This is a genomic window from Empedobacter sp. UBA3475 (assembly GCF_002378465.1).
In the GTDB taxonomy this organism is placed as follows: domain Bacteria; phylum Bacteroidota; class Bacteroidia; order Flavobacteriales; family Weeksellaceae; genus Empedobacter; species Empedobacter falsenii_B.
This window is the reverse complement of the sequence record NZ_DFRA01000065.1, coordinates 33940-46991: the sequence shown is the minus strand read 5'-3', so window position 1 is coordinate 46991 and position 13052 is coordinate 33940. Positions and strand designations below refer to the sequence as shown.

At 31.5% G+C, this 13052-nt stretch carries 10 protein-coding genes; 6 read left to right on the top strand and 4 right to left on the bottom strand.

Annotated features, from left to right (window positions below; genetic code table 11):
* Positions 1-29: 29 nt before the first annotated feature.
* A complete protein-coding gene (locus B3I31_RS13315; RefSeq protein ID WP_286485474.1) occupies positions 30-464 on the bottom strand; it encodes a potassium channel family protein in 435 nt (144 codons plus the stop codon).
* A gap of 185 nt (positions 465-649) precedes the next feature.
* Between B3I31_RS13315 and B3I31_RS13310 the strand changes: the two genes are divergently transcribed.
* The gene (locus B3I31_RS13310) at positions 650-2269 is read left to right on the top strand and encodes a glycoside hydrolase family 10 protein (protein WP_291088152.1); all 1620 of its coding nucleotides are present in this window, start codon (positions 650-652) and stop codon (positions 2267-2269) included.
* 359 nt (positions 2270-2628) lie between these two features.
* Here B3I31_RS13310 and B3I31_RS13305 read toward each other — a convergent pair whose 3' ends face one another.
* The 3 genes from B3I31_RS13305 to tsaD all read right to left on the bottom strand — a co-directional run bounded on the left by B3I31_RS13305 (position 2629) and on the right by tsaD (position 4807).
* Positions 2629-2982: a hypothetical protein gene (locus B3I31_RS13305; RefSeq protein WP_286511702.1), complete on the bottom strand. Its 354-nt coding sequence runs from the start codon at positions 2980-2982 to the stop codon at positions 2629-2631.
* A 98-nt stretch (positions 2983-3080) separates the two neighbouring features.
* The gene (locus B3I31_RS13300) at positions 3081-3788 is read right to left on the bottom strand and encodes an RsmE family RNA methyltransferase (RefSeq protein ID WP_291059522.1); all 708 of its coding nucleotides are present in this window, start codon (positions 3786-3788) and stop codon (positions 3081-3083) included.
* On the bottom strand, positions 3788-4807 hold the full coding sequence (tsaD, locus tag B3I31_RS13295) for a tRNA (adenosine(37)-N6)-threonylcarbamoyltransferase complex transferase subunit TsaD (protein WP_291059520.1): 1020 nt from the start codon (positions 4805-4807) through the stop codon (positions 3788-3790). The genes B3I31_RS13300 and tsaD overlap by 1 nt, the downstream gene beginning before the upstream one ends.
* 63 nt (positions 4808-4870) lie before the next feature.
* On the opposite strand from tsaD, the gene B3I31_RS13290 reads away from it, so the two are divergent.
* The 5 genes from B3I31_RS13290 (at position 4871) to B3I31_RS13270 (ending at position 12999) form a co-directional block, all read left to right on the top strand.
* Entirely contained in the window at positions 4871-9466 is a 4596-nt protein-coding gene (locus B3I31_RS13290; RefSeq protein ID WP_291047077.1) for a translocation/assembly module TamB domain-containing protein, read from the top strand.
* A gap of 212 nt (positions 9467-9678) precedes the next feature.
* Complete coding sequence (locus B3I31_RS13285) at positions 9679-10149, top strand: Lrp/AsnC family transcriptional regulator (protein WP_038336320.1); 471 nt, start codon at positions 9679-9681, stop codon at positions 10147-10149.
* A gap of 33 nt (positions 10150-10182) precedes the next feature.
* Positions 10183-10884 (top strand): NUDIX hydrolase, encoded by a 702-nt coding sequence (locus tag B3I31_RS13280; protein ID WP_038336322.1) that lies wholly within the window; start codon positions 10183-10185, stop codon positions 10882-10884.
* Positions 10885-10893: 9 nt separating this feature from the next.
* Positions 10894-11376 (top strand): hypothetical protein, encoded by a 483-nt coding sequence (locus tag B3I31_RS13275; RefSeq protein WP_291059518.1) that lies wholly within the window; start codon positions 10894-10896, stop codon positions 11374-11376.
* Positions 11377-11583: 207 nt separating this feature from the next.
* Positions 11584-12999, top strand: a complete 1416-nt coding sequence (locus tag B3I31_RS13270) for an L-serine ammonia-lyase (protein ID WP_125350222.1) — start codon at positions 11584-11586, stop codon at positions 12997-12999.
* Positions 13000-13052 lie beyond the last annotated feature (53 nt).

The following is a 13052-nucleotide window of genomic DNA, read 5'->3' as shown; positions in this document are numbered from 1 at the left end:
TCCCTTCAAAAATTTTTGAAGGGATTTTTTTATTGAGTAATATTCTTCTTTAAGATAATTTGTAGGTAAGAAAACATCAATGCAGTCGACCAACCCACCATCATAATTCCGTTTATCGCTTCTAATCCAGCCATAATTTTCCATTCGCTATCAATCACAACATCACCGTAACCAACGGTTGTAAAAGTGATTAATGAAAAATAGATTGCTTCTTGAAAACTATACAAATTGTCAATATTTGGATTGAAATAAAAAGTAGCCGCCCAAATTGTACATTGCGCACCGTGCAATAAAGTCAAGAAAGATACTGAAATTGCCATTTGCCAAAGCACTTCACTAAACGTTAATCGTTGTTTTTTGAGATTAAATTTATGTAGATATTTTAGCGAATAAACTGTAACAGTTGATTGTAAAATAACATTTACACAAATAATCAATACGCCAAAACATATAATTAGAAACATATTTTTATCAATTATAGATGAATGCAAAAATGTAAAGAATAAAATTTATAAAACACTTTTTGAAGCGAAAAATTTTGTAAATTTAATAGAGAAGGAAAATCTAGATATCCTAAATATTTGATAAAATCTGGATTAATAAAGCTTTATTACTAATTTTGTAACGCTAAAAATACATATTTCAACGAATGAAAATTAATTTTAAATATATTTTGATGTGTTTCGGAGTAGCTACAATTGGCTTGACTTCGTGTGCTTCAAATAAAAGTTCGAAAAAAATAGTTTATAAAAAAGTGGAATCTAAACAGCCTACAAAACCTGTAGAATCTACGCAAACAACTATTCCTACTACACCAAAAACTGAAATTTCGAATAAGAAAGATGAAGTTTTTACAGTGAAATTACCAGAAGTAAATCGTGAATTTCGCGCGGCTTGGGTGGCTTCTGTTGCAAATATTAACTGGCCTTCTAAAAAAGATTTAACGACAACGCAACAAAAAGATGAAGCGATAAAGTTGTTGGATATGTTAGAAGCAAACAATTTCAATGCAGTTATTTTTCAGGTTCGTCCAGCAGCAGATGCTTTGTACAAAAGTAATTTCGAGCCTTGGTCTTACTTCTTAACTGGAGAAGAAGGAAAAGCGCCTTCTCCATATTATGACCCATTAGAGTTTTGGGTGGAAGAAGCGCATAAACGTGGAATTGAATTGCATGTTTGGTTAAATCCTTATAGAGCGCATCACAGTAGCGGAGGTCCGGTGACAAGCGAGTCGATGGTAAAAAGATCACCAAGTAATGTGGTGAGATTGAAGAACGGTATGTATTGGTTTGATCCTGCTGACAAAAAAACGCAAGATCACGTTTCGGAAGTTGTTCGTGATATCGTTTCGCGTTATGATATTGATGGTGTTCATTTTGATGATTATTTCTATCCATACGCATCATACAATGGTGGAGCAGATTTTCCAGATAATTCAACTTGGAATGTTTACAAAAATAATGGAGGAACATTGTCGAGAGCAGATTGGCGTCGTCAAAATGTGAATACAATTATTGAAAGAATTTACAAAGAAATCAAAGCAGAAAAACCTTTTGTGAAATTTGGAATTAGTCCATTTGGAATTTGGAAACCAGGTTATCCTTCTGGAATTACAGGTTCTTCGCAATATGATGAATTGTACGCAGATGCAAAATTATGGTTGAACAAAGGTTGGGTTGATTATTTTTCACCACAATTATATTGGCCAATTAATTCGACAGGACAAAGTTTTCCGAAATTATTAGAATGGTGGAAATCAGAAAATACACATAACCGTCATCTTTGGCCAGGTTTGAATACTGTAGAAGTTAAGGTATCAGATAGAACAACTGAGATTACAAATCAGGTAAAAATGGCTGGAGAGATTTTGCAAAATAATGTAGGTGTTATTCACTGGAGTATTGCTGGATTAACAAAAAATCCTTCGATGTTGAGTTATCTAAAAGAAGGTCCATACAAAGCTAAAGCTTTAGTGCCAACTATGAATTGGATTAAGGCAGATCGTTTGGCAAAACCAAGTTTGTCTGTAAATGCAAAAGCATCAGAAGTTGTGATGAATTGGAATGACTATAAAATGAATTCAAATGTTTCGAAATGGATTTTGTACACACGTTACAACAACGATTGGGAAACATCTATTTTGGATAAAACCAAAACAAACCAAACAATTTTGAAACATAAAGATGGTAAAAGTTTAACGGCAGTTGCACTAAAAGCTGTTGATCGTTTAGGGAACGAAAGTGATTACGTTGCTCAAAAAATTAATTAAGAATAGAATTTCTGTAAATATAAATCCTCAACGAAAGTTGGGGATTTTTTTGTTTTTACAACTTTGTTGTTTTTGTATATTTGATTATTCACTAATAGTTTAACACATATTTAAATAACCATAATTATATGAAAAATAAAATAGGTTTCAATATTATTTTTGCGCTTATTGCATTTCCAATAGGACTAGCTTTGTTAAGAGAGTTTAATTTTCAAGATTTTATGTTTAGAAATACAGCATTAGGTATTATTTATTTAGTAACCTTTATATTCTGTATATTTTTTATGTTGAAGAAAAAGAAAGTTGAAAATTAGAATTTAATATAAAACATAAATCCTCAACATAAGTTGAGGATTTTTTTATTTTTTTCTCTTTAAAATATAATAAAGCGCATCGTCATCATTCTCTTTTGATGTGTAGGCAAATTGAAATTCATATCCATTTGCAGACATAAAATTTAACGCATCAATCATCGAGTTAAATTTTACTGCAATTCCGCGTTCATCTTTTATTTTTAAACCATTTTTAAAGGAAATTGATTTGGTTTCTTGTCCAAAATCCAAGCGAATATTCATTTTTGTACTCAAACCTCGCCCAGTTCCAATAATCTGTACATATTCGACATTAATATCTTTAATCGGAACATCATTTACAGTTTGCGCAAACGAAAAACTTCCGATGAATAACCCTAAAATAAGTGCTAATTTTTTCATAAGTTTTTAATTTTGATAAAGATATTTATTTTCAGATAAAAAGAAAAAAACCGATTCTACAGAATCGGTTTTTGTATGAAGTAATAGTTTTAATCGATTTATTTCAATCCCCAATCAACAGCAAAAACAGCTTGTAAAGCCGCAGTTTCAGTACGGAAACGTTGATGTCCAAGACTAATTCCTGTGAAATTGTGATCTTCTGCTGCAAAAATTTCATCTCGCGAAAAATCACCTTCAGGACCAATCATAATTAAAATTTTCTGCGGATTATTTTCCAAAACTGTTCGTAAAGGTGTGCGTTCAATATCTGCTTCGCAATGCGCAATACATTTCGTGAAACCTTCAAAATCCTGCTTGATAAATTCATTGAATTTTGTCAAATCATTCACTTTTGGCAAATACGCTTTCAACGATTGTTTTGTTGCAGACTGAACAATTTTTTCGATTCGTTCAATCTTAATATTTTTTCGTTCCGAATGAAAAGTTTGCAAAAATGTAATTTCATCAATACCAATTTCGGTTGCTTTTTCCAAGAAAAATTCCAAACGTTCCATCGTTTTTGTTGGTGTAATTGCAACATGTAAATAGTAATTTTTCTGCTCGAAATTTGTTTTTAAATCAACAACTTTTCCTTCAACTGCTTTTTTAGAAATTGATGTGATTTCAACTTCAGCCAAATTTCCTTTTCCATCTGTCACATGCACCAAATCGCCTTCATTTCCGCGTAAAACTTTTGCAAAATGATGACTTTCTTCTTCGTTCAGAATAGCTGTTTCGTGATGAATTTCTCCAAAAAATAATTTCATTAAATGTGATATTTAGCCACAGACTTCGCTGTGTTTTCTGTAAATAACTCTTGATCAAATTTTAAACTTCCAACCATTGCAATCATCGCTGCATTATCTGTTGTATAAGCAAATTTTGGAATAAAAGTTTTCCAACCAAATTCAGTTTCTCCATCTTTTAATCGTTGACGGATTTCAGAATTAGCCGAAACTCCACCTGCAATCGCAATTTGTTTAATTCCAGTTTCGTCCGATGCTTTTTTTACTTTTTCCATCAAAATATTAACGATAGAATGTTGAATAGAAGCGCACAAATCGTCAATATTTTCTTCAATAAAATTTGGATTCGTTTTGACTTCTTTCTGAATAAAATATAAAATTGACGTTTTGAAACCGCTAAAACTAAAGTTTAAACCATCAATTTTTGGTTTTGCAAATTTGAATTTTGTAGGATCTCCAATCTTAGATTTTTTGTCAATAATTGGACCTGCAGGATAAGGTAAATTTAAAATTTTACCTGCTTTATCAAAAGCTTCACCAGCTGCATCATCAATTGTTTCACCTAAAATTTCCATCTCAAAATAACTGTTGATTTTCACGATTTGTGTATGTCCACCAGAAACAGTCAAACATAAAAATGGAAAAGTTGGTTTTTCGTCGTTGGCATCTTCAATAAAATTTGCCAAAATATGTGCTTGCATGTGATTAACCTCAATCAACGGAATATCCAATGATTGACTGAAAGATTTCGCAAAACTTCCGCCAACCAAAAGCGAACCCATCAATCCTGGACCACGTGTATACGCGATTGCTTTAAGTTCTTCTTTATTAATATTTGCCTGTTTTAGGGCTTGATCTACGACGGGAACAATATTTTGTTGATGTGCTCTCGAAGCTAATTCTGGTACTACGCCACCATATATTTCGTGAATTTTTTGGCTTGCCACAACATTAGAAATAATTTTATTTCCGTCAATAATTGCTGCGCCTGTATCATCACAAGAAGATTCTATGGCTAAAATGTAGTTTTTATCGCTCATAATTCCTTGTAGAATAAAATTTATAACTTATTTTTACCCTGCAAATATCGTAAATTTAAACCATTGAAAATAGTCAGACGAATAGGAAGATTTTTATTGTCGTTGATTATACTCGTTTTAACCCTTGTTTTAACAGTAGCAATCGCAATACAAATCCCTGCGGTACAGACAAAAATAGCACATTTTGCCTTAGAAAAATTAAATAAATCGTTGAACACACAAATGTATGTAGATGCGGTTGATATTGATTTTTTTGGGCGTATTTATTTCTATGGTGTACACATTAAAGACGATTACAAATATGATTTTTTGAAGTCGAAGACTTTAGAAACAACAATAAATGTTTGGTCGTTAATTCCAGGAATCAAAAAAGATCATATCAATTTGAGTGAAGTGAAATTGATTGAACCTGAAATTCGTGTGATTACCTACAAAGGTGATTCGATTTCGAATTTCATCAAATTTGTGAACGGTTTTAGTTCTGATAAACCAAAAGATCCGAAAAAGATTTTCAAATTAGATGGAGATTTTATTTTACAGGACGGAAAAGTTTCAATTGTTAATCAAAATTCTGGAAATGTTTGGTTGGATTCGAAGCAGTTGAACATGACGGTAAAAAAGTTTCGATTAGTTGATTCTGATATTACGGCCGATTTAGAAAATTTCTGCTTTGTTGCAACAAAAAATAAAGAAACGTATAACGTACAAAATTTCACAGGAAAAGTTCATTATTCGAAAAAAGAAATTCGAGTTGGGAATTTAAATTTACGAACGGATACGTCTGTTTTAAACGGAAATTTATTATTGAGTTACAATCAACCTTCGGATATGTCTGATTTTAATAATAAAGTTCGTTGGGACGTTTTTTTTGATCGAGGATCTAAAATTAATTTTAAAGAAATTCGCTATTTCACTGATTTATTTGATAAAAATTCTTCGGTTGATTTATATGGAAAAGTAAATGGAACCCTGAATAATTTAACATTTACAGATTTCGAATTGAAAGGAGAAGATAATTATGTTGGTGCTTCTCGTTTACAATTGCAAGATGTGACACATGGTTCTTCGCTAAATTTTTCGACAAGAAATGTAAAAATCAATACATCCTATCAAAAAATTGTAAAGTTACTTCCAACCTTTGTTTCTAAGAAAATTCCGAATATGTTGACTCGTTTTGGAAACTTAAATTATCGTGGTGATATTTCATTAAATCCAAATGAAATTCATGCGAATGGTTACGCAGTTTCTGGACTTGGTGATGCTGATATTAAAGCTCAAATTAGGAATTACAAAGATGTAAAATCGTTAATTTATAAGGGAACTTTAGATGCGAAAAATCTTAATCTTCGTCAATTAACAAATGCAAAAGATTTGGGTTATGTAAGCGGAAAATTTAGATTTGATGGAAAAGGAACTGATCTAAAAAATATCAATTTAAATTTAGATGGAAATCTTCGTTACATCGATTTGATTGGAAAAAGATATCAAAATATTACGGTAGATGGTTTGGTCAAAAATTATCAGTTTAATGGTTTGTTTGATATCAAAGATCCTAATTTGAATGCACAATTGAACGGAAAAATTAACTTCAGTGGAAAACCATATGATTTTGATTTTACATCAAACATTCGTCAAGTTAATTTAGATTTTCTTGGAGTTACAAAAAATCTAAATGCAATAGTACGTGGCGATGTTGAAGGGAATTTTAAGCTGACAAATATTAATGATTTTAGGGGAAATATTGATGTCAAAAATCTTTATTTCCGTTCTAAAAAAGATACGTTAGAATTGTCACATGTCATGTTGAATTCTCAAATAGATGGTTCGCATAAAATCATGACATTAGATGTGCCAGATTATATGAAAGCCACTGTTGATGGTAAATTTAATATTACTGAAGTTGCAAATGTTATCAATAATTCGCTTGTAGATCTAGTGCCATCTTTCCGCCATAAAAAAGTTTCGCCAAATCAGGCTTTTTCGTTTGATGTTTATGTGCAAGAAAATTTATTACAATATATCGATCCATCGATTTCTATTGAGCCAGATACACATGTTAAAGGTTATATTGATGGTACGAAAAATCAATTGGAAGCGACATTGGATACTCCAGGTATAAAATATGCAGGAATTCAATTGTTTCAGTCGAATGTTAATCTAAATACAATTGCAGAACTACCAACACTTAATGCGAAAATTGATAGTATGAAAGTGAGTGGAGTTACGATTAATGCAATTAACGTAAATTCGATTCCGAAGAATGATACAATGATTGTCAAAACAGACTTTAATATAGGTCGTAAGAATCCAATTTTATTTAATCTAAATCTTTTTCACACAGTTCAGAATAATAATGATTTGATTTTTGGATTTTCACCTTCGACAATACAAATAGATTCGACACAATGGACAATTAATCATTTGAATGATGCAAATTCTAATCGGGTAATTTTTAATCGAATCAATAAATCATTAAAAGTTGAAGATTTGTCATTAGAATCGGAAGAACAATATTTAAAAGTAAGTGGTTTATTTAATAACAATGTAGATTACAATTTCAATGCTGATTTTAAAGATTTGCATTTAGAAAAAATCATTCCTAAAACATTATTGAATAATCTAAAAATTGTCGGTATAGCGAACGGTAAAGTAGATATTATTAGAACAAAAGAAAAGTTAGAACCAACACTTGAAGCTAAAATTGATAAGTTAGGTTTAAATGATTTTGAGCTTGGTAATTTGACTTTACAAGGAGGTTATAATGTAGCGGATAAACAATTTAATTTTGAAACAAGTTTACAGAAAGAGCAAATTCAATCGTTGGTTGCTTATGGTAATATTATTAATAAACCAACAGGTCCTGAAGTCGATGTAGATGCCAATTTTGATGAGTTTCATATCGATTTCTTAGAAGGATTCTTAAAATCTGTTTTCTCTAATATGCGTGGAACGTTATCTGGTGATTTAAAAATTACTGGACCAATTGATTTACCAAATCTTAGCGGAAATATGATTGCAAAAGATCTTGGATTAAAAGTTAATTTCTTAGGAACTGATTATTTATTTGAAGGAGAAAACGACCTATTTGTTTTTAAAGAAGGAGCAGGACAAGGGGTTATTAGATTGAATGATATTGCATTTAAAGATACTGCGTACAATACAAAAGGAAAAGTTGATGGTTTAATTCTTTTTCGTAATTTATCTAAATGGGGTCTCAACTTAGATTTTGATACCGATAATTTATTGGTGATGAACACGTCTATTAAAGACAATGAATTGTTTTATGGAAAAGTATTTGCGAAAGGAAATGTATCTATGTTTGGTGCGGTAGAGGAATTGGAGATTGCTGGAGATGCGACAGTGGTTGGAAATTCTGAGTTAACGATAAATACAGGAAGTACAACAATTGAGTCAGAAAATAATTTGGTACGTTTTGTTCCTAACCAACATCTAGATGAAAAATCGAAAAATAACGAGCCTCACGCACCAAAAGGAATGTCGATAGATGTCAACATCAATGCGTATCCAAATGCGATGGTGAATTTGATTTTTGATGCAGCTACAAATGATAAAGCAACAGCGCGAGGAACTGCAGAAAATCTTAGATTCTTAATGAATAAAGCAGGATTGAGTATTACAGGGGTATATAATATAGAAAGTGGAACATATGAGTTTAGACAATTTCCGCTGATTCCAAAAGATTTTAAAATCAAAAAAGGATCTTCGGTACAATTTGCAGGAAATCCACTTGATGCAACGCTTAATATTACAGCTGAATATCAACGTTCGGTGTCAAATGTTGGAGACTATTTAGGTGTAGGATATTCGCAAATTTATGATGCTCTCTTATCAATTAATATTTCTGAAACGTTGAAAAAACCTATTATCGATTTTGGATTAACAATTCCTAATGCAGGTTCGGATATCAATTCGCAGTTACAATCAAAATTCCGTTCAAATACAGAAGAACAGATGCTTCAGTTTAGTTATATCTTATTGACAGGTAAATTTGGTGATGCTTCGGCTGTTCAATCTGGTGTAACAAGTACAGCTGCTGATATTGGTTTATCGACAATTGCGGGTATGTTGTCTTCTATTGCGAACAATGTAGATATACAAATGGAGTATGTCGGTGGTAGTGCGCAATCGGAGACAAATGATAAAATTAGAACTTCTGTTTCTTATCGGGTTAATAATCGTTTAAGTTTACGTGGTTCGTATGGAATTGCGGTTACAAATAATAGAAATGTACAAGAGAACTTCGATGGGAATTTTGATGTTTCTTATGATATCTCGAAATTAAACAATGGATCTTTGGTCTTAAAAGCATTTACAAAACCTACAACTTTCGGTTTATTGCCAGGAATGGAAAATAACTTAAATCAAAGTTTCGGAGTAGGAATTCAGTACAACAAAAGCTTCGATACGTTTAGAGGATTTTTAGGTTTAGATGAAAATAAACGAAAAGCAAAAGCTAAAAAAGAAGAGCAACAGCAAGAAAGATTTGATTCGATTGTACTTCCGAAACAGTTTAAAAGTGAGGAAAGAAGAATAGATTCTACTCGTCAAACTACAAAAGATACGGTCAAAGTTACGTATCAAAAAAGTACTCAACCTAAAGTGGAACAAAAACGTCGTGGTTTAGTCAAAATTAAATAAAAAAAAATGAGTTTATTGTGGTTAGACAATAAACTCGCGCAAACAAACAAAAGTGATTAGTTCTTTCTTTTTTGAACTATTATTATAACAAAAGTAAAATATTAAATAAATCATTAAAAAATATTTTGAAGTTTGTTTGTTTTATTTATAATTTTGCTAAAAATTAATTCGATTTTTTATTAAAATAATAATAATAATCAAAAATTAGGAAAATGAATTACATAATTGATGATGTTGATAAGAAAATTTTGATGTATTTGATTGACAATACAAGAATGCCATTTACAGAAATTGCAAAGAAAATGAATGTTTCTGCTGGTACTATTCACGTACGTGTCAAGAAATTAGAGGAGGCTGGAATCATCAAAGGAACTACACTAATTACAGATTATGATAAAATGGGTTATCAGTTTGTTGCGTATGTAGGATTGTTACTTACAAAAACAAACAAAACTCAGAAAGTGATAGATGAATTATATAAAATTCCTAACGTAACAGTGGTTCACGTTGTGTCTGGAAAATATAATATTTTCTGTAAAATTCGTGCAAGAGATACTTCTGATGCGAAAGATGTTATCTACAAAATTGATCAAATTGATGATGTATTGAGAACAGAATCTATGATTTCGTTAGAAGAATCTTTTAACGATAAAAATAGATTGATGCATTCAATTTTTCATTAAAAATAAATTTCAATTTATTAATCATCCCACAAAATGACAGACGAAGAAAAAGAAAAATATTTTCAGGTCGCTCTATGTTCAAGTCTCGTACTTTTCGGGTTTGATGGAGAAGATCTCAAAATATTGGTGTATAAAAAACTAAACGATCCTTTCAAAGGAGCATTGGTTTTGCCAGGAAAATATATTGCGCCAACGGTAAGTAACGATCAAGCAATTCACGAATTGTTGATTGAGAAAATTGCTTACGATGAGCATCAAACATATATTGAACAATTGAAAGCTTTTACAAAAGTTTTTCGTAATCCATTAGGACGTGTTGTAAATGTTGCTTATTACGCTTTGGTTAAATTGACACCTCAAATAGAGGAAAAAGTGAAAACACAAGGTGGAGAATGGTATGCTTACGACCGTGTTCCGGATTTGGCTTTTGATCACAATGAGATTGTAAAATATGCAAAAGAGCGTGTAAAACGTCGTGTGAAGCGTCGTCCAGTAGGGTTCAACTTACTTGGAGATGAGTTTACAATTGCGCAATTGCAAAGTTTGTATGAAAAAGCCTTGAATCGTGAGTTGGATAAACGTAACTTTAGAAAGAAAATCTTTAATTCAAATTTAATTATCGAAACTGGTAATACAACAGATCCTAAACAACATCGTAAAGTATCTAAATTGTATCGTTTTGATGAAGAAAAATACGAAAAATTGAGTTTGAAAGGATATGATTTCTTATTTTAAAATAAAGCTATGACAGATCAAAAAGTAGAACAAAATCAAGAACGTGACGATATTTTTGACACAAAAGTTTTAATGTCGGATAACACCAAAACAAAAGATTTGAAACACGAAGGAAACAAAACATCATTCCTTTTCAAGTCAATGATTTTTATAATGGTTTTCTTGATTTTGAGTATTCTTTATCGTGGTTATCAATTATTGGTGACAAATGATTATTTGTTCCGCCAAATAATGAACGAAGACGCACCAGAAATGCCAAAATGGTATCCAATTTCGACTCTTGTTTTAGGAGTCATTGCATTAATTGGTATCTTTTTAGTAAGATCTTATAAAAGAATTGGGGTGTATATGGTTGTAATATCGTTATTCGTGTCAGCAGCAATGCAACCCGAATTTATGGCAGATGGAACACTTTTTACCATGTTTACATTGTTTGTGTTTATAGGTTATGGTTTAGCGATTATCTATCCATATTGGCACAAGTTTAAATAAAAACTTAATAAAGTATAGAAAAGAGGTTACAATTAGTTGTGACCTCTTTTTTTGATGCTGAATTATTTGTATTAATATCATTCAATATGAATATTTTAAGCATGTTAATTGTTTAAGTTGATAAAAAAACTGCTTAAATAAAGTGAATATGAGAATTTTACGGCTATATTTGTCTTGTGTGGAAAAAATATAAATTAAAAGTACAAAATGGATTGTATTTCAGTATTTGATATGCTCAAAATTGGCGTTGGTCCTTCAAGTTCGCATACTTTAGGTCCTTGGCGCGCTGCAGAAGCTTTTCTGAAAGAATTGGATGCTGCATCTATCTTTAATAAAATTACAAAAGTTCGTGTAGATTTGTACGGCTCTTTATCGCTTACGGGTAAAGGACATGCAACTGATTATGCAGTAATGTTAGGGTTAAGCGGTGCTGATCCTGAATATATTCCTGTTGATGATATTTCGAATATTATTAATACAATCAATACAAATAAACAATTAAATTTTGGAAATAAATTTTTAATTGATTTTAATCCCGAAACTGATATCGTTTTCAATCGTGAGTTTTTATCTTTTCACGCTAATGGAATGATGTTTACAGCTTTCTATGAGAACGAAGAATTATCTTCTACGTTTTATTCGATAGGGGGAGGATTTATTACAAAAGAGGATGATAGTGCTACCAATACAGATGTCACTTGTGCTTTTCCATATTTATTTAATACATCAACAGAATTATTAGAATTTTGTTCGAAAGAAAATAAATCGATTTCTGAAATTATGTTCGAGAATGAAAAAACAATTCGAACTGAAGATGAAATTCACCACGAATTAATGCGTGTTTGGAATACTATGTTAGAGTGTATGTACATTGGTTGTCATACAGAAGGTATTTTACCAGGCGGATTGAACGTGAAACGTCGTGCTTACGATATGCACAAAAATTTGGTTGGAGCAACACCTTATTCTAATTCACAAGAATGGATTGCATCAATCCGAAAAACCAAAGTATATTTTCGTCAAATCTTGAAATGGGTGAGTTGTTTTGCTCTTGCTGTTAATGAAGTAAATGCTTCGTTAGGTAGAGTTGTAACAGCGCCAACAAATGGAAGTGCAGGAGTTATTCCAGCAGTTTTGATGTATTATTTGGTGATCGAAAATCATAAAGCTGGTCAAAAAGAGATTGAACAATTCTTAACAACAGCAGGAGTTATTGGTTCTATTTTTAAGAAAGGAGCAACTATTTCTGCGGCAATGGGAGGTTGTCAAGCTGAGATCGGCGTATCTTCAGCTATGGCTGCAGCTGCATTATGCGAATTAATGGGAGGAACTCCTGCGCAAGTAACAATGGCTGCCGAAATTGCAATGGAACATCATTTAGGTTTAACATGCGACCCGATTGGTGGTTTGGTACAAATTCCTTGTATCGAGCGTAACACAATGGGAGCGATTAAAGCGATAAATGCAGCAGAATTAGCACTGGATACAGATCCGTTGACTGCGAAAGTTCCGTTAGATAAAGTTGTGAATACGATGTGGGAAACTGCAAAAGATATGAATAATAAATACAAAGAAACTTCTGAAGGAGGTTTGGCAGTTGCTGTAAATATTGCAGATTGTTAGTAACTTATTTATTATCAGTAAAATAATATTATGTGTATTAATTGTAAGGATTA

Excerpts from the sequence above, each read along its gene's own strand:
- B3I31_RS13275 (WP_291059518.1), top strand. The coding sequence starts at position 10,894 with ATGACAGATCAAAAAGTAGAACAAAATCAAGAACGTGACGATATTTTT.
- B3I31_RS13315 (WP_286485474.1), bottom strand. The coding sequence starts at position 464 with ATGTTTCTAATTATATGTTTTGGCGTATTGATTATTTGTGTAAATGTT.
- B3I31_RS13270 (WP_125350222.1), top strand. The coding sequence starts at position 11,584 with ATGGATTGTATTTCAGTATTTGATATGCTCAAAATTGGCGTTGGTCCT.
- B3I31_RS13310 (WP_291088152.1), top strand. The coding sequence starts at position 650 with ATGAAAATTAATTTTAAATATATTTTGATGTGTTTCGGAGTAGCTACA.
- B3I31_RS13300 (WP_291059522.1), bottom strand. The coding sequence starts at position 3,788 with ATGAAATTATTTTTTGGAGAAATTCATCACGAAACAGCTATTCTGAAC.
- tsaD (WP_291059520.1), bottom strand. The coding sequence starts at position 4,807 with ATGAGCGATAAAAACTACATTTTAGCCATAGAATCTTCTTGTGATGAT.
- B3I31_RS13280 (WP_038336322.1), top strand. The coding sequence starts at position 10,183 with ATGACAGACGAAGAAAAAGAAAAATATTTTCAGGTCGCTCTATGTTCA.
- B3I31_RS13305 (WP_286511702.1), bottom strand. The coding sequence starts at position 2,982 with ATGAAAAAATTAGCACTTATTTTAGGGTTATTCATCGGAAGTTTTTCG.
- B3I31_RS13285 (WP_038336320.1), top strand. The coding sequence starts at position 9,679 with ATGAATTACATAATTGATGATGTTGATAAGAAAATTTTGATGTATTTG.